The following is a 16,824-nucleotide window of genomic DNA, read 5'->3' as shown; positions in this document are numbered from 1 at the left end:
TCTCACCATTCACAAAGCGTCCGGTTTTTTGACCTTTTGTGCCTACTTGCCGAGTGGTATAATCTGTGACAACAAGTTCGAGGCGGTGATTCCATGGATACGGATGTGATCTTTCCCAATATGACGAGCACACTCCAGGTTACGGGATGTCATTTTGGCAGGAAATCACCCGGCTGGGTCTATCCGAAGCACCATCATCATTTATATGAAGTCCTGTACTGCCAATCCGGAGAAGGCAGACTGCAGATCGGCACAGATGAAATTCTGGTCGGTTCAGGAGACTGGTTATTCATCCGGGCAGGCGCCAGACACCAGATGGAGAATGCCTATACCCATGAGTCCACGGGCGAAATAGAACTAATCCAACATTCATGTTTTGCCTTTTTCAATATTCACTTCGACATTGATGATTCCGAGATGCGAAGAACGCTGAGCCAGCGTGAATATCGCCTCATTCCCCACAGCAAGGCAGCTACCACCGAACTGCCTGCTTATGTAGCCAGGATTGAACGGGAGATGCAGCACAGTCTTTCCTCGGCTTCACTGTCAGCCCAGAATGGCTCTGAAACCAGAATCACCCTGACCTCGGTTCAGAAAATGGCACTGCAAGCCTACATCCTCCTGATTATTCAGGAGATCATCCTGCTGCAATCCGGAGAAGCTGAACATATCCCTGACGCCATACCGGAGGCTACCATGCATAAGGCCGACACGGCACACCGCATCGAAGAGCAGCTGCAGACCATGATCTCAAGTGAAGGTTCCATCACGCAGATGGCCGAAGAACTGAACCTGAGCCGCAGCCAGTGCACCAAAATATTTAAAGAAATATATGGTATCTCCCCACGGCAATATGTCACGGAGAAGAAGCTTAACCATGCAAAGCAGCTGCTCGTCAGTACCAATAAGACCATTGAGGATATCGCGGATGAACTCGGTTATCACTCTGTCAGCCACTTCTCCAGGCAATTTAGACGGGGTACCGGACTCTCACCGAACCAGTTCCGTCCACGCCATATGACATAAGGACCGACAAAGCGCATCACTCGCGCAATTGCGGTCCTTACTTATCACTATGGGTTAACGGTCAGGTTCCAGTACGAATTCATCACCCCAAGTCCGGCCATTATCGACTGAAAAGGGAACAACCAGTGGAGTACGCGGACTATCCATCGAATGGAATCTCCTTTGGATGATCACAATTTGTTATTTTTGTTATCGATACATCGTTATTATGATTTAGGTTTAGTCTAAAACGTTAGGTTCAGAACGTCAATACAAAAAAAGACACCCCGCAGGGTGTCCTCTTGCCTTGGATTTCTTTGTCGGTCATCCAGGCTTCTTTTATTTTTTGCGACGAGCCTTCGTCATTCGATTAAACATAATAAGTGCGGCAATCACCATGGCAATCATGGCGATACTACTCGCTGCTTCCTGTGACATGCCAAACAGAATGCCCAGGTTGGTTACCAGGCTTCTTACGATCAGCGCCACTGCAATCAGCAGGATTGGACTCCAAAAATTATACCTTCTCATCCTTCGCAACACTCCTGACCAGATTGTTCAGAATTCCAGGATCTCCTAACAACATCATAACAGTCAGCCTGTCCAGTGACAACATGCCCATCACCAAATGTCTGGATGCCTGTCCTAGACCTGTTTGAATTCAATCCAGTCAATCTGTAGACCCGGTTTGGTGAAGTCCAGCTTCAACTCATACAGTCCTACTTCAAGCTCGACTTTTACAAGCTTCTGTCTGATCCATTTGCCCTCTGTACCATTGGTCTGAATGGTTGTCATCAACTGATCGTTCAAAAGTACATTACATGCGCTTTGGGCCAGTTCCGGCTCAGGGGACATGATCTGTACGATAATCCGATATTGGCCTGCCTCGTCCACTTTCATGTAGACTGGCTCGTTTACAGCAGGCTTCACCTGTGCATTCTCGCCCAGAACTTGAGCCTCTTCTGCAGCAAGGGACGCATTGGCCTGGAATGAAGCCACGTTCTCCACAATTTCATGTTTTCTCGAGGAAACCGGTGCATTCATGATGAACTTGCATATATTGATCGCCGAGCGCTGCAGCTCTCCGCGTGTCAGGGTTCCATTTGCCAAGGATTCAATCGTGTTATCATCCCAGCCGTTAATCTCTGCACCATAGTTTGGGACAACCATGTACAGATCGTTCTGGGCACGGATCATCCAGTTTGTGTATTTACGGTCAGCTTCTCCACCTTCGACCACATCGTTCATAATGGCCCACCAGTCTGTCATAACGATCCCGTCGAAATTCCACTCTCCGCGAAGAATGGTCGTGTTCAGATCGTAGTTGGACGCAGCCCAGTGTCCGTTGATCGGGTTGTAGGAGGTCATGATGGAATTGGCGCCGCCTTGTTTCACGGCAATTTCGAACCCTTTCAGGTAAATCTCACGCAGTGCACGCTCCGAGACTACGGCATCAACCTTGCTGCGGTGTTTCTCCTGATTGTTGCAGGCAAAGTGCTTCAGGGTCGCGTTGGATCCGCCCTTCATAATGCCTTTGGTGCATGCTGCAGCAAACACACCCGAGATCAGCGGGTCTTCGGAGAAGTACTCGAAGTTACGACCGTTGAGCGGACTGCGGCGAATATTGAGTCCAGGTCCGAGCAGGGTATCCACCTGATTTCTCAGCAGCTCCTGACCTTCCATGACGTACAGCTCTTCAACCAGATCCGTATTCCATGTTGCTGCCAGCAGCGTACCAATCGAAACTTGCGTGGCTTTCTCCCCGCTATCCATACGAATACCGGACGGGCCGTCCGCTGTGCAGGCTACAGGAATGCCGTAGTTAAACAGGCTATCGCTGACACCACCGAATGCGGATGCTGTACCGGAGGTAACGAGCGGACTGCTCATCCCTTCGCCTCGCACGATCGCAGCCAGATCCTGATCGCTCAATTGGGCGATGAAGGCTTCCAGAGTTACTTTTCCGTTTTTGACATCACTCAATTTGTAACCCTGGTTCCCCGTTTGCTCCAGCGTTTGCGGCAGGTTCCGCTCAATCCGGTCTGCCATGGAAACCTGGCGCTTCGGCACGTCTACATAAATGAGCTCGTACGACCCATCCGCCTTGCGCACACCTGGTTTCATCCGCGTGAAGTCTTCGGTTGGAGCCATTGCTTCTTGCAGCTGCTCCACCAATTGAATCGTTTCTACGATGTACCCTTCGTGACCGTCAATTGCGATGTGCTCTGCCTGTTTCACACTGGTACCCACATGCAATCGATACGTGCCCTCTTCGAGAACGTAAGCGGAAGCATGACCCGTGACACCTGCATCATCGTAGGATGCCATGGCATGTACCGGGAAGCTTACGATCAGCAGCTCCGATTCTCCCGGCTGAAGCAGTCCCGTTTTGCCGAAGGCAGCCAGTGCTTTCACAGGTTGTCCGAGCTTGCCTTGCGGGGCTTCGTAGTACACCTGTACAACCTCTTTACCCGCATATGTCGTGCCCGAGTTGGTCACGTTTACACGGACTTCAATGAAGGTTTGGCCTTCTGTGGAAATCGTGCGAGCATCTTGCGGTTGAATGGCAAACGTCGTATAAGACAGTCCGTAACCGAATTCAAATTGCACCTTTTCAGGTCGAAACGTTTCGAAATAACGATAACCCACATAGATATCTTCCTGATACAGGTTCTTGAACTCATTGCCGTAGTTGCTTGTCGAAGGATAATCTTCAATCGAATAGGCAATCGTATCCGTCAGCTTACCGCTCGGTGTAACGTCACCTGCGAGTACATCGGCAATCGCGTTACCACCTTCCATGCCACCATGCCAGGAGTAAATGACGCCCTGAATCGGATGCACATACGTTTCGTTCAACCAGCTCATATCGATAATATTCGAGACATTCAGCACCACAACGGTGTGTTCAAAATGCGTCGTAACCTGCTTCAGCATGGCTTTCTCATCTTCGGTCAGCTGGTAGCTGCCTGGTGCATCGGCATTGTCCTGATCTTCCCCTGCTGTACGCCCAATCACGACAATCGCTTTGCTGGACTTGCTTCTCGCTTGTGCAACCAACTCATCTGCCAAAGGCATTTCCTTCTGGTTCCAAGGTTCAGCGGCCCACACTTTTCCGCCATCATCAAATGGATTTTCCTCAATCCACTTTTCATAAACAGCGGCCAGCTCTTCATTAACGGTGATATTCTTTTTGCTACGAAGCCCATCCAGCAGATTCGTAGTATACGCTACATGCACGCTTCCGCCTGAACCTGTGCCACTACGATAGTAGTTGACTTGAATCCGGCCAAAAACTGAAACGTTTTCGTTGTCACGAAGCGGAAGAACCTGACCCTCGTTTTTCAAAAGCACCGCGCCTTCTGCGGCAACTGTGCGGCTAAATTCTGCAAACCCTTCCAATGGAACTCCGATTTGATGTGTACTCAATGATTTCCCTCCTGATTGTCATCCCCATAATTCACGAATCGTTATCCTATTCAATGATTTGGTAGATTCACTTGTACATAGTCCCATATTAACAGATTCTATAGAAGAAAATAACTCACGAAACCGCTTTTTCACATTGTCGACATGCATTTTAGAAAAATCGTTAATTAAAAAAAGCCACGAACGCAATCCGTTCGTGACTTTCGATATAATTTCAATCCGCTATTTAAGTCGTCAGCTTCGCATATAGAAGAAAGAATAACATATCTTCACCCACGATAACGTAGTTCGGAACCTGATAGATCAGATCCACAATGACAAATGCAGCCAGCACGCCAACCATCGTTACCAGATGAAACGGACGAAGTCTTGAGTGTGCATGTCGGTAACGATGAAATACGAGCGAGGTCGACAAGAAGTAGAGCAGTACAGATCCGAAGCCAAATCCCAGCATGAATACATAATTAAGCTCATTCAGGTACAGCAGCTGAATTGAAGCAGCGATCATGCTCATTGAAATGTAGATGAACAGATGGCCATAGATGATCGCTTGCCCGGCCGTCTGAATTTCCTTGCTGACCTTTTTCTCCACGTTATCGAAATACTGCCACCACATCGCAATGACGAATATGGAAGTAAAGGCGGCAAACAGGATGGATCTCAGATCCCAGTGATCGGCCTGCAGTACAGCAATAATACTAACTACCGACTCACCGAGCAGGATGAGTGTAAAGAGTGCAAAGCGTTCGAGCAGGTGATGCGTCTGAATCGGTACCTTTACCAGATTTTTGCGTCCAATCAGCGGAAGCACGATATCTACCGCAATCCCCGCATACAGCACGACGTAGCGCACCCATGAATCGAAGAACAGGGAACCGGAGGAGATTAGAATACCGATGATAAAGCAGATCCCCAGATAGCGGGCCGCCTGTTGTTGATGTGGGCTTTTGGACTTGTGAACCGTAAGATACTGAATCGCGGTAAACGCCCTCGAACCGATATACCCTACGAAGAATGACAGGTAATACTGATCAAAATGGGTCGAAAGACTTGCCGTCATCACGAGAACCGACAGAAGCTGAAGGATGAGAAAGATGCGATGGCTGAGGACATCCTGACCGTATCGATTAATGAATAGGGTCTGTCCCACCCATGCCCACCAGACGGGGATGAAGATCAATACAAATTTCATTAGATATTCAAACGTAATGACGCCGTGCTCGGCATGCAGCAGGACATGACCTGCTTTGGATACGGCTGCGACGAAGAGCAGATCGTAAAACAGCTCCAGCCAGGTAACCTTTTTCTCCATCATCCTTCGATGCTCCTTTGATTTCAAGTCATTATGTGCCTTATGTAAAAGTTAATCCATTCGCGGCCGGAACATCGTTCTGGCCGCTATGGTTTATATTGTCCATTACCCAGCAGCTGTTGCAGGTTCCAATGTTCTTACCACAATCGGCTGCAGATTGCCTTCAATTTGTTCACGGTATTGTTCGAACCACTCCGGCAGCATCAGTTTTTGTCCGAGTGCATCGGCAGGTTCATCTTTGGCAAATCCCGGTGGATCTGTCGCAATCTCAAACAGGATTCCGCCTGCTTCTCTGAAGTAGATGGCGTTAAAATATTGACGGTCACGGACTGGGGTAGGTTGGTAGCCATATTGATATACGGCCCCTCTCCATGCCTCATGCTCTTCAAAATCTTTGGCACGCCACGCAATGTGGTGTACTGTGCCTGAGCCGCCTACACCCAGAGGTATCCGCGTAACCGGAACGTCCACGACGTTACCGATATCTCCGCTGGAACGGAAACGGGCATACTCTTCATTTTCATCCACTCTGACAAATCCCAGAATGTTCTCCAGCGCATCCATTGTTCTCTGTGGATTCACACTGAACAAGACTGCACCGCCGAAGCCTTTGATGGCTTTGTCTGCCGGAATTCCTTCATGCTCCCATGTGCTGGCAGCCCCTTCTTCCCGTTCAACAAGTTCAAGCCGCAGGCCTTCGCTGTCTTCGAATTGGAGAAGCTCTTCGTTGAAGCGACTTGTTTTGGTTACCTCAATGTTATACCGTTCCAACCGATCCTGCCAGAAGCCAATAGTCCCAGGTGGAATGACATAAGAGGTAATGCCCACTTGGCCACCGCCAATTTTGCCCCGAGGTGATCCGGCAGACGGGAAGAAGGTAATAATGGTTCCCGGGCTGCCTTTTTCATCCCCGAAGTACAGATGATACACGTCTGGTGCATCGAAGTTAATTGTTTTTTTCACAAGACGTAGTCCCAGAACCCCTGCGTAAAAGTCGACATTGGCCTGTGGATCTCCCGCAAAAGCCGTAATATGGTGGATACCTGCAGTTTGAAGTGTCATAAAAAATTCCTCCTTGGATTTTCGAATGGGATATGGTGGTTTAAGCCATTTATTATTTATTGTAATTTGTATTATCTTTAAATTAAGATATATGACCGATTGAATTTAGTTGTTATTTTGGCTTGCCTGTTCCTGTTTCAGTTTATCCGGAGTAACGTCATCGCCGTTCGGATCATAGATGGTGACATTCAGCAGAATATCATTGATCGAACCGCGAAAGATTTGCAGGTATTCCTGGCGCAGACGAATTTGTTCCGCTTTCTCCATCTCTGTCAGTTCTGCCTCTTTAGCTTTTCTGGAAAGTTCATTTATTCTGGTCAATGTTGGAATCATCATCTTGATCTCTCTCCTTGTAATTTGGATTCAGATATTTTTCTTGGTGTCATTTTCCTTTGAATTAAATATCTTAAATTAAAGATAAATCATTTTTGAGTTATTGTCAACACTTTTATCAAAATGAAATAACAAAAGAAAAAAAGGCTCCATACGGAGTTTCCACTCCGATGTGAGCCCTTCTTAAATACCGTTATGTTAAACCAGCTTTTGACCACAGTTCGGACAGAAGTTGGCTCCTTCATTTTTGGCACCACAGTTGGGACAGAAGTTCGGCTTCTTGACCCCCTCAGAAGAAGCTCCTCCCTTGGGCGCGGATGGTTGATCCGTATTTTGGCCTGAACTGTTGTTATTATTATTTTGATTCTGGCCTTGATTCTGGTTCATGTTCTTCATCATTTCGTTAGCCATATTCATGCCCATCATCATGCCCGCCATATCCGATGCTGCGCCGCCGCCTTTCACCTTGCCGGATGCGATGCCATCCGTCATGCTAACCTGCTGGTATTTCTGCAGATTACCGATCATCTCATGCGAAGCGGTCTTCGTAATCATATCCTGAATCTCTTGTGGGTAATTGAAACTCATCACCTGGAATCCGGTAATGCCGATTCCGATGTCCATCATTTGCATATCCAGGTCTTCTTGTATGCCTTTTGCAATCTCCGACGCGTTCGCCTGCAGGTTGAACATATCCTTGCCCTCACGGCTAATCCACTTCATAAGCAGCTGATCCAGTACAGAAGTCATGCGAATTTTGACATCCTCGACCAGATAGCTCTGCTTGATGCCGGCAATTTTATCAATGAGCGTGACGTAGTCACTCACCTTGAAGTTGAACGTACCATTGGCCCGAATCGGCATTCCGCCCGGAAGCTGAGGTGTCGGAATCAGTACAGGACTTTGCGTTCCCCACCGAACGGTAAATTCCTTTGTATTCACAAACAGCACTTCGACCCGCATGCCGCTGTTGAACCCGAATTTAAACCCTTTTAATGTAGATAGAAACGGAATGATCTCAGAATCGATATTAAATGAGCCCTCATCTTCAAAGATTCCCTCAACCTTTCCGTTGTTCAAAAAGATCGCATCCTGACCCGAACGGATAATCAGTTTACTGCCCTTCTTGATCTCCCGGTTGCTCCATTTCCAAAAAATCATGTCGTCTCTGAATTCTTCCCATTCTACTACATTCGAAAATTGATTTTTGAAAAATCCCATACTCGTTCCCATCCCTTCTATGTGGTCCTTTATATGCTAAAAAGATCTACTGCTGCCGCTATGTGAATGGCCGCCTCGGGTGGTACCTCCACCACCGCCGCCTCCGCCGCCGTTGTTATTGTTTCTTTCTATTTTTTGTTTGGTGACCGTTGTACGGATATACCGATCCTGACGATCAATGACACTGGAGGAACCGGAATCCTCATATGTCGCTCGATTGACGGTAACCCTCCCTCCTGAACGGTAGGCCATCACACCAACAACGATTCCTCCGATTGCCAAGGATGCAGCGAGTTGAAACCAGGTTTTGAAAAGAATGTTATCCGGGTTCACACCAGGCTTAATTCCCATATATTCATAGGACAGGTCCAGATATTTTTCAAAAGCCAGTCTATAATTCCCGTCCGTTACATCCGGGGCTATTTTGGCTGTAATTTTAACAGCCCTCCCGTTGTCGATATACTCTTCTCCTTTGTAAAAGCCAGCCAAATACATTTTTCGATTGTACATATCAAGTGTCAAAATGACCGTGTTTCCGTGAGCCTTATCGTAACCGGGCGCTCGCTCGTCGTAGAAATCCTCCGTTAGCAATTCTTCATTCTTGTGCTCTTCATTATTAGAAGTAAAAATAATAAAATCCGTCTGTCTCTCGGCACCATATTCATTCGCCAGTGCATTCAATTCACTTTTCTCCTGCTCACTCAGCAGATTGGCCTCATCATAGATGAGATTTTTACTTTCGGCTGCCGAGGCGGTCTGAACCGTCAAAAAGGAGAATGCCAGACCAAACACCATCATTACCAGGGTGGTCACCATTGCAAGCTGTTTGGCCTGTTTCACAGGAATCCACCTCCCATCATCCAGGAGACCAGTTTCAAGGACAATAAGGACACGGCGGAAACGCCGGCGAACCATCCGGCCACTTTGGCTTTGCTAATCGGAGGTTTGCCGACCACCTTCCCCGTTTGACCATTCATGGCAAAGGTATATTGGGAACGATTGAAGTCATAATAGACCATCCATACGGGAAGCAGCACATAGTCTGCATTTTTAAGCGTCGTATCAATTTGTTTGTCCGTGTAACTCACACTGTTATAACCGGATACGGTTGAAGCGATATACGAATCAATATAAGATCGGGTCTTCTCCTTGGCCCGTGGATATAACTCTTCATCGGTATAGCTGTATTTTTCTGCAATGTATCCCGCAAGATACGGGGTTTTGAACTCTTTCAACTCGTTATAGGGAAACGGCTCCAGCTTATCCATCAGCTCATCCTTCATTTTCTCCGAAGCGTCAATGGGCAGGTTCACATAGTTGAGCCGGATTTTCCGATAAATATCAAAATGCTGTGTTTCCGTATAATGGTAGTCGCCTTGCGTGTAGGTTCGCACCTTGGTTCCGCGGCCGTGAACTTCGATGTTGTTATGTAACTCATATAACCAGAACGGCACATACATCCCGGTAATATTCTGAATCCGATCTGCGCTCATGAATCCGCTCGGGGTCAGCAGGCCGTTCCGGCACCACTTTTTGAATGCCTGCTTCGCCTGCTCCTTGCTGATGGAAAACGGAATAACCATGACGGGTGCCAGATCACCCGTCAGCCGATCGCTCAGCACAACAGCTGCCCCGCAAAAGCTGCACGTGGTTGCACTCGTCTCCGGTTCCGTGACGATATCCGCGCCGCAGCTGTTACAGTGATACTGCTTCACTTCATTTTCCGTGAACACCTGTTTCTTGAGCGGGTCCGGGATTTGCTCAATGTTGTCCTGTCGCCCACAGCTTGGGCAGGATAATGAACCTGTCGCGCTGTCAAAAACCATACCACTGCCACAGTTGGGACACTTGTATTCAATAACTGGCATCTGCTCACCTCAATATTAACGAAATATAATCGTATCCATCCTAATTATTCTTTAGCTTCTCCTGAATTGCTGTGAGTTCTTCCTCCGCACTCGGAGCTTTATTGTCACTATTACCCGCTTCCGCGTTCATTTCTCTCTCCAGCTGCGCAATAAGTTCATCCAGATCATCTTCCTGCTTCCCTGCCCGGAGCTCGGCAAGTGCCTCTGCTTCGTTCAAAGCCTGATTGGCCTTCTCTTCCATCGCCTGAAAAGCCGCGTTTGCTTTTCCTGCAGAAGCATTCCGTTCATTGGCCTGCTGCTGGGCTTTCGCCTCTGCCATTCTGCCTTTCAGCTCGGTATGTCTGGCTTCCAATTGTCCCAGGTCTGCTACCAATTTCTCATTCATATGCTTCATCATTTTGGCTTTCGCGGAGGCACGCTCATAAGCTGCCTGTAATTCGTTCATTTTGTCCGTCTGCTTCACTTTCTTCTCCAGAAAACTCCGCGCCTTATCTTCATCGCCTGACTCTGCCGACTTCTCTGCATACCGCTGCAGCTTCTTCATCTCAGCACTGCATTCGTCCAAAGCTCGCTTCGCCCTGCTCTCCTCCGTCAGAACAGCTGCCGTCTCCGCCTTCACCTGACCCAGATCGCTGCTCAGACTCCGCATGTATTCATTCACAGTCTTCTCCGGATCTTCCGCCCGAGCCAGCAAGCTGTTCACATTGGCCTTCATCACGTCCCTAAACCTCGATAAGATTCCCATTTGACGTTCCTCCTCCGAAAAGTTTACATATACCCTATAATACATGAATTCCGGGAACGGGGTTTCATTCCTCTGGATTGGACAGGGAACTCCCAAATGAAAAACCATCAGCTTATGCTGATGGTTTCTTGCATATAGCCATTTCCATTCTTAGCGATATGGATATCCGGATCAGGCGGGAAGACTCTCTACCGCCGTGAAGAATACATCCAGCAGCTCTACGCCAAAGTTTGCCTCAACATATTCAGTAATATGCTTCAGATCCTCTTCGCGTTGATACTCCAGGCATGGGCGACCTTCGCTCCAGAGTACTCTGCACGGAAACTCACTGACCACGCATTGAATGATATGATCCTGCTCTACCGTTTCACGAAATGCGGACATCGCATGACGCTCCTTTCTTCCCTTGCCATCGTTATGCTTATGTATTCATTTTGAAAAAATGGATTCCGAACTTCCGTGATAATTATCACACGGTATGGAGTGCAGCAAACAGCATGGCAATCCACTCTCTACCATCCTGCACCTGAAGCTGTCCTGAGCCAAAGGTGCCAATCCCTCGTAAGTTGGCTATAATAAGGGAACCATGAAATGAGATTTCTATAAAAGGCAGGAACATTATGCGTACACGAGTTCATATCATTGCTCCTTACGAATCCATGATTACTATTATACAAGAATGCATTCCCCGTTTTCCTCAATTATCGATTCAGTGCGATGTGGGAGACTTGGCCAAGGGGGCTGAACTGGCTTCACAAGCCGAACGAAACGGTGCGGAAATTATCATTAGCCGTGGGGGTACCGCTCAACTGATTAAGGAAGCGGTCACCATTCCCGTCATCGATGTGCAGCTGTCAGGATATGACATGATCCGTTCTCTTACACTTGCCAGCCAGTTTAACGGTAAAACGGCCATTGTTGGCTTTTCCAACATCACATCGGGTGCACAGTCTATCATTGATCTGATGGACCTTCCGCTCAAGGTATATACGATTCGCAGTTCCGAAGATGTTGCCAGGCTGCTGCTGGAACTGAAAGCATCCGGATACCGCCAGATTGTCGGGGATGTCATCACCGTAGATACCGCCAGAACCTATGGGCTCGAAGGATTACTGATCCAGTCCGGTAAGGAGGCCATTCTGCGCGCCCTTGAAGATGCCCAGTTGGTATTTCGCTATCTGAGCAAAAATCATGCCATATCCGTCATTCTAAATAATCTGGTCACACAGGAGCACCCCAATCTGCTTATTTTAGATGAACAGAACGATATCGTATTTGAGAACCTGACGGATTTCGAGCAGAACCCACTGACGGATAATTACATTCATTTGATTAATACCAATCTGGAATTTGAGCAATCCCAGGTTCAACATGTGTTCATGGTTGACGATTATCAGCTAACTGTTACGGCCTATGAAACGACGCTGAATAATAAGGGTTACAAAGTCTACACTCTCGAAAAGGGACTGCCTTACCACTTTGCACAATTTGGCATAACCACCTACACGGATATATCCATAGAGCCCATTGTTGCAGAATCACCAGCCATGCAGGTGATGTTGAAGAATCTTCGGGCACTGTATGAAAATCACGAACCCATTTATCTGCTGGGACATGCGGATTCAGGCAAATCTTTTCTCGTGAAACACATGCATCAGATGTACTCAGGTGGCGGGCTCCTGCTGCAAATGGATCTGTCCCAGGTACCTGCAGGTCATTTGCACAAAATACCGCTCTCCAAGGTCCGCAACGTGGAGATGAATCATATTGAAAACCGATTACATGATGAAGAGGTGACCTCATTCATTCAAACTTGTCTAAACAGGCAGATTGGCATATTCATTCTGGGAGAAGAGCCATTGAATCCGTTTTGGACGCTTGATATCGAGCTGAGTACCATGATTATGCCAAGTCTTGCAGAGAGGGTGGAGGATCTGGCTCCACTGATTCAGCAGTTCCTCACCGACTACTATCATAAGTATGGAACCGCTGCGGTGAAGATAAAGGAGGACGCCCTGCAGCTGATCCGGGAGCAGGTTCCACAGATGACAGTCAGCCAGCTGAAGCATCTTATCAAACAGGCTGCCCTGAATGAGCAGGATTATGTGATTTCTACGGACACCCTGTCCCGTTTGCTCCATCAGCAATCTGCCTCCAATACGATGAGGTTGAACGGTACGCTGAAAGAAATCGAGAAAGAAATTATTCAACATGTTCTGCAAGAAGAAAATAACAATCAATCCAAGGCTGCGGATCGCCTGGGGATTAACCGAGCCACACTTTGGCGCAAACTTAAAGAATAATCTTTAAGTTTGTGCTTTTTTTGTTGCCTAATATGTTGCATTATTAAACACTTAAGCAATTACTTTAAATTTACAGTAAATTATTGTTGCTAAAATAAACAATCTGAGATAAGATAGTCCCTGCAAGCGCTTCATGAAAACGATTACTCACTCAAAGGAGCTACTACTATGAACATTAAAGCAACATTAGATCGTATTCCTGGCGGTATGATGGTTGTCCCGCTGTTGCTTGGTGCAACGATTAACACATTCTTCCCCAATGCCTTGCGGATTGGTGGATTTACCGAAGCCCTCTTCGTTAACAGTTCAAGCACATTGATCGCTTTGTTCCTCCTGATTGCCGGAACACAGATTACGTTCAAGACAGCCGGCTCATCTGTCGGTAAAGGTATTACACTGCTTGTGTTCAAGTGGGCTGTTGGTGCAATATTAGGTTTGATCGCCATTTTCTTCGCGGATTCCAATGGATTATTCCTTGGTCTGGCACCACTTGCCATTATTGCTGCGATGACGAATTCCAACGGCGGACTGTACATCGCACTGGCCGGACAATACGGCAAAGAGGATGACAAGGCAGCTTATCCATTCCTCGCGCTCAGCGACGGACCTTTTCTTACCATGGTTGCACTCTCTATTTTCGGTGCAATGGGCTTTGCCAATGGCATGTTCTCCCCGATGGCTTTTGTAGCCGTACTGCTTCCACTGATCGTCGGTGTGGTTATTGGTAACCTGGATCGCAACTTGGCTGAATGGCTGCATAAAGGCAGTGACAAGCTCGTTCCATTCTTCGCCTTTTCACTGGGTATGGGAATCAACTTCTCGTCCATCATTCAAGGCGGACTAAGCGGCATCATGCTGGGTGTAATCACAGTATTGATCACTGGCGGCGTTGGCTACCTGCTCTTCAAAGCCATCGGCTGGAATCCTATTGTCGGAGCTTCGGAAGGTTCCACAGCGGGTAACGCTGTAGGTACACCTGCTGCCATTGTGGCTGCTAATGCTTCCTTTGCCCCTATTGCTGAAATTGCTACCGTACAAATTGCGGCAAGTGTCGTAACGACCGCTATTCTATTGCCGATCTTCATTGGTTTCCTATCCAAACGGCTGGAGAAATCAGGCGGCGTCGAGAAATACAATCAAAGACCGACCACATAAAGCAACGAACTTATCCTGAGCCGACATGAATTCACTTTTTTCTCAAGGAGGCGAGAACAGCATGAAATTAGCCATTATTGCAGATGATCTGACTGGTGCCAATGACAGCGGGGTTCAGCTTGCCCGTCATGGCTTGAAAACCAGTGTATTATTTAACATGGACGAGAATAATATTCGTCATTACGATGCTGTTGTTTTCGACACGGACAGCCGTTCCATTGCCTCGGATGAAGCTTATCAGCGCGTTCGTAATGCAGCCGAGTTTCTGACGAGAAATGGATTCGATACCATTTTCAAAAAAATGGATTCCACCATGCGTGGTAACATCGGAATCGAGATTGATGCTTTGTACGACGTGATTAAACCGGATTTCATGATGATTGCACCCGGCTATCCGAAAAACAATCGTACGATCCTGAGCGGGGTACATTACCTGAACGGAATTCCACTGGCTGACACCGAGATCGCGAACGATCCCAAAACACCTGTGACAGTTTCGTATCTTCCTGAACTGCTGAAGCTTCAGACGAAATATGAAGTAGGTGAGATCAGCGTATCGGATCTGGAAGCAGGCAAGGAGCATATCCAGAAGAAGTTAACCCAGTTCAAAGAAAATGGCATTCCATACGTACTTGTGGATTCAACCGAGGAACTGCATCTGGAGCAAATCCTGCAAATGACCAGTGCGCTGGAATATACCTTTGCATGGGCAGGCTCTGCAGGAATTGCCAACTATCTTCCCGGACATTTCAGTCTGGAGGGTAAATCAACGGAACTGACTATACCGGGGAATTCTGGACCGATTCTAACTGTCGTAGGCAGTGTAAACAAAAACTCACGTGCTCAGTTGAAGAAACTGCTTGGACAGACCAGCGTTTCTTCCGTTGCATTCCACTCCTTCAAAGCCGTATCCGCCGCAGCAGATCGGACAGAGGAAATGGAGCGTGTGTATAAAGAAGTAAAAGCCAAGTCTCTTGCAGGCCATGACGTTGTCTTGTATTCCACGGCAGAGCAGGTTGACATTGAACTGGCACGTGCCACGGGTGAAGCCCGCGGTCTGGATCATACCGAGGTCAGCAACGAAATCGTGCGGGCCATGGGCGAGATTTGTGCCAGATTGCTTGAAGAGGGCAATTTCAAGGGTGTATCCATGACCGGTGGGGACACCGCCAAGCAAATTTGCATGAAGTGGAATATTAGCGGCTTCGAGCTGCTGGACGAGCTTGAGATTGGTGTCCCAATATCCAAGTTTATCGGAATAGAAGACTTACATGTCATTACCAAAGCAGGAGGCTTCGGCACACCAGAAGTCTTCATCCATGCGATTGAAAAATTAAAAGGAGGGATTCCAGTATGAAACCCACAGTTGGAATTACAATGGGCGATGCTGCAGGTATCGGACCCGAGATTATTATGAAAGCACTAGGCCATCAGGAGGTCTACGACAACTGCAACCCACTCGTTATTGGTGATGCAAAAATATTGAAACGCGTTCTGCCCGTTATTGGATCAAGCTTGAACGTCAATGCCATTCAGGTGCCTTCAGAAGCCAAATATGAATTCGGCACCGTGGATGTCATTGATCTGGATCTAATCCCTGCCGATCTCGAATATGGAAAGGTGTCTCCTGTAGCGGGAGATGCAGCCTTTCAATTCCTGGCCAAGTCCATTGATCTGGCCAAAAAACAGCAGATCAACTCGATCTGCACTGCTCCTCTGAACAAGGAGGCCTTGCACCAAGGTGGACACCTGTATCCAGGACATACCGAAATTCTGGCCGATCTGACCGATACACAGGATTTCTCCATGATGCTGACGACGCCTAATCTGCGGGTTATTCACCTGACAACACACATGGGCTTGATCGATGCGATCGCCAGCATCAATCCCGAAAGAACCTACACGGTAGTTAAGCTTGCTCACGATACACTCAAAAAAGCAGGCTTCGAGAATCCACGTGTAGCGGTATGCGGTATTAACCCACACGCAGGTGAGAACGGCTTGTTCGGTAATGGTGAAGAAGAAGAAAAACTGCAGCCAGGTATCGAGCGTGCTAAGCAGGAAGGCATTAACGTGGTTGGTCCTCTCCCTGCGGATACATTGTTCTTCCGCGCAGGCCGCGGTGACTTCGATATCGTAGTTGCTTGCTACCACGATCAGGGACATGCACCGATTAAAGTTATGGGCATCGAAGAAGGCGTGAATATCACCGTTGGCTTGAAAGGCGGCATCATCCGCACTTCCGTTGACCACGGTACGGCCTTCGATATCGCTGGTAAAAACATCGCCGATGACAAAAGCATGCTGGCAGCCATTCGCTCTGCCATTGAGCTTGCCCCAAAAACGCAGATGTAACAGCTCGTCTTCAGGCTGTTGATGTTGAAGCAAAAC

At 47.7% G+C, this 16,824-nt stretch carries 15 protein-coding genes; 5 read left to right on the top strand and 10 right to left on the bottom strand.

Annotation, left to right across the window (positions count from 1 at the left end):
• Positions 1-93 precede the first annotated feature (93 nt).
• The gene (locus tag ABGV42_RS31475) at positions 94-1,026 is read left to right on the top strand and encodes a helix-turn-helix domain-containing protein (protein ID WP_347385178.1); all 933 of its coding nucleotides are present in this window, start codon (positions 94-96) and stop codon (positions 1,024-1,026) included.
• A gap of 318 nt (positions 1,027-1,344) precedes the next feature.
• On the opposite strand, the gene ABGV42_RS31470 is transcribed toward ABGV42_RS31475, so the two are convergent.
• From ABGV42_RS31470 to ABGV42_RS31425, 10 genes are all read right to left on the bottom strand, one after another.
• The gene (locus ABGV42_RS31470; protein WP_347385177.1) at positions 1,345-1,536 is read right to left on the bottom strand and encodes a hypothetical protein; all 192 of its coding nucleotides are present in this window, start codon (positions 1,534-1,536) and stop codon (positions 1,345-1,347) included.
• Positions 1,537-1,650: 114 nt separating this feature from the next.
• On the bottom strand, positions 1,651-4,434 hold the full coding sequence (locus tag ABGV42_RS31465; RefSeq protein WP_347385176.1) for a glycoside hydrolase family 3 C-terminal domain-containing protein: 2,784 nt from the start codon (positions 4,432-4,434) through the stop codon (positions 1,651-1,653).
• A 226-nt stretch (positions 4,435-4,660) separates the two neighbouring features.
• Complete coding sequence (locus ABGV42_RS31460) at positions 4,661-5,749, bottom strand: low temperature requirement protein A (protein ID WP_095362007.1); 1,089 nt, start codon at positions 5,747-5,749, stop codon at positions 4,661-4,663.
• Positions 5,750-5,851: 102 nt separating this feature from the next.
• On the bottom strand, positions 5,852-6,808 hold the full coding sequence (locus ABGV42_RS31455; protein WP_347385175.1) for a ring-cleaving dioxygenase: 957 nt from the start codon (positions 6,806-6,808) through the stop codon (positions 5,852-5,854).
• Between the two features lie 105 nt (positions 6,809-6,913).
• Positions 6,914-7,141, bottom strand: coding sequence for a DUF896 domain-containing protein (locus ABGV42_RS31450; protein WP_095293145.1), 228 nt, complete (start codon positions 7,139-7,141; stop codon positions 6,914-6,916).
• Positions 7,142-7,339: 198 nt separating this feature from the next.
• The gene (locus tag ABGV42_RS31445) at positions 7,340-8,362 is read right to left on the bottom strand and encodes an SPFH domain-containing protein (RefSeq protein WP_347385174.1); all 1,023 of its coding nucleotides are present in this window, start codon (positions 8,360-8,362) and stop codon (positions 7,340-7,342) included.
• 36 nt (positions 8,363-8,398) lie between these two features.
• Positions 8,399-9,157 carry a TPM domain-containing protein gene (locus ABGV42_RS31440; RefSeq protein WP_347385256.1) on the bottom strand — a complete coding sequence of 253 codons (759 nt, stop codon included), beginning with the start codon at positions 9,155-9,157 and terminating at the stop codon, positions 8,399-8,401.
• Positions 9,158-9,198: 41 nt separating this feature from the next.
• A complete protein-coding gene (locus ABGV42_RS31435; protein ID WP_347385173.1) occupies positions 9,199-10,230 on the bottom strand; it encodes a TFIIB-type zinc ribbon-containing protein in 1,032 nt (343 codons plus the stop codon).
• A 40-nt stretch (positions 10,231-10,270) separates the two neighbouring features.
• The gene (locus tag ABGV42_RS31430) at positions 10,271-10,975 is read right to left on the bottom strand and encodes a PspA/IM30 family protein (protein WP_347385172.1); all 705 of its coding nucleotides are present in this window, start codon (positions 10,973-10,975) and stop codon (positions 10,271-10,273) included.
• A 171-nt stretch (positions 10,976-11,146) separates the two neighbouring features.
• Positions 11,147-11,359 carry a hypothetical protein gene (locus tag ABGV42_RS31425; protein WP_347385171.1) on the bottom strand — a complete coding sequence of 71 codons (213 nt, stop codon included), beginning with the start codon at positions 11,357-11,359 and terminating at the stop codon, positions 11,147-11,149.
• 236 nt (positions 11,360-11,595) lie between these two features.
• Between ABGV42_RS31425 and ABGV42_RS31420 the strand changes: the two genes are divergently transcribed.
• From ABGV42_RS31420 to pdxA, 4 genes are all read left to right on the top strand, one after another.
• On the top strand, positions 11,596-13,278 hold the full coding sequence (locus ABGV42_RS31420) for a sigma-54-dependent Fis family transcriptional regulator (protein ID WP_347385170.1): 1,683 nt from the start codon (positions 11,596-11,598) through the stop codon (positions 13,276-13,278).
• Positions 13,279-13,446: 168 nt separating this feature from the next.
• Entirely contained in the window at positions 13,447-14,433 is a 987-nt protein-coding gene (locus ABGV42_RS31415; protein ID WP_153976514.1) for a 2-keto-3-deoxygluconate permease, read from the top strand.
• 61 nt (positions 14,434-14,494) lie between these two features.
• A complete protein-coding gene (locus tag ABGV42_RS31410) occupies positions 14,495-15,790 on the top strand; it encodes a four-carbon acid sugar kinase family protein (protein WP_347385169.1) in 1,296 nt (431 codons plus the stop codon).
• Entirely contained in the window at positions 15,787-16,788 is a 1,002-nt protein-coding gene (gene pdxA / locus ABGV42_RS31405; RefSeq protein WP_347385168.1) for a 4-hydroxythreonine-4-phosphate dehydrogenase PdxA, read from the top strand. Before ABGV42_RS31410 ends, pdxA begins: the two co-directional genes overlap by 4 nt.
• Positions 16,789-16,824: the final 36 nt, after the last annotated feature.

The organism is Paenibacillus pabuli, assembly GCF_039831995.1.
GTDB classification, from domain to species: Bacteria; Bacillota; Bacilli; order Paenibacillales; family Paenibacillaceae; genus Paenibacillus; species Paenibacillus pabuli_C.
This window is presented reverse-complemented; position numbering and strand designations above follow the sequence as displayed.

Bases quoted from the DNA above. Each gene is read 5' to 3' on its own strand.
- ABGV42_RS31475 (WP_347385178.1), top strand. From the start codon at position 94: ATGGATACGGATGTGATCTTTCCCAATATGACGAGCACACTCCAGGTT.
- ABGV42_RS31470 (WP_347385177.1), bottom strand. From the start codon at position 1,536: ATGAGAAGGTATAATTTTTGGAGTCCAATCCTGCTGATTGCAGTGGCG.
- ABGV42_RS31460 (WP_095362007.1), bottom strand. From the start codon at position 5,749: ATGATGGAGAAAAAGGTTACCTGGCTGGAGCTGTTTTACGATCTGCTC.
- ABGV42_RS31455 (WP_347385175.1), bottom strand. From the start codon at position 6,808: ATGACACTTCAAACTGCAGGTATCCACCATATTACGGCTTTTGCGGGA.
- ABGV42_RS31450 (WP_095293145.1), bottom strand. From the start codon at position 7,141: ATGATTCCAACATTGACCAGAATAAATGAACTTTCCAGAAAAGCTAAA.
- ABGV42_RS31445 (WP_347385174.1), bottom strand. From the start codon at position 8,362: ATGGGATTTTTCAAAAATCAATTTTCGAATGTAGTAGAATGGGAAGAA.
- ABGV42_RS31440 (WP_347385256.1), bottom strand. From the start codon at position 9,157: ATGGTGTTTGGTCTGGCATTCTCCTTTTTGACGGTTCAGACCGCCTCG.
- ABGV42_RS31435 (WP_347385173.1), bottom strand. From the start codon at position 10,230: ATGCCAGTTATTGAATACAAGTGTCCCAACTGTGGCAGTGGTATGGTT.
- ABGV42_RS31430 (WP_347385172.1), bottom strand. From the start codon at position 10,975: ATGGGAATCTTATCGAGGTTTAGGGACGTGATGAAGGCCAATGTGAAC.
- ABGV42_RS31425 (WP_347385171.1), bottom strand. From the start codon at position 11,359: ATGTCCGCATTTCGTGAAACGGTAGAGCAGGATCATATCATTCAATGC.
- ABGV42_RS31420 (WP_347385170.1), top strand. From the start codon at position 11,596: ATGCGTACACGAGTTCATATCATTGCTCCTTACGAATCCATGATTACT.
- ABGV42_RS31415 (WP_153976514.1), top strand. From the start codon at position 13,447: ATGAACATTAAAGCAACATTAGATCGTATTCCTGGCGGTATGATGGTT.
- ABGV42_RS31410 (WP_347385169.1), top strand. From the start codon at position 14,495: ATGAAATTAGCCATTATTGCAGATGATCTGACTGGTGCCAATGACAGC.
- pdxA (WP_347385168.1), top strand. From the start codon at position 15,787: ATGAAACCCACAGTTGGAATTACAATGGGCGATGCTGCAGGTATCGGA.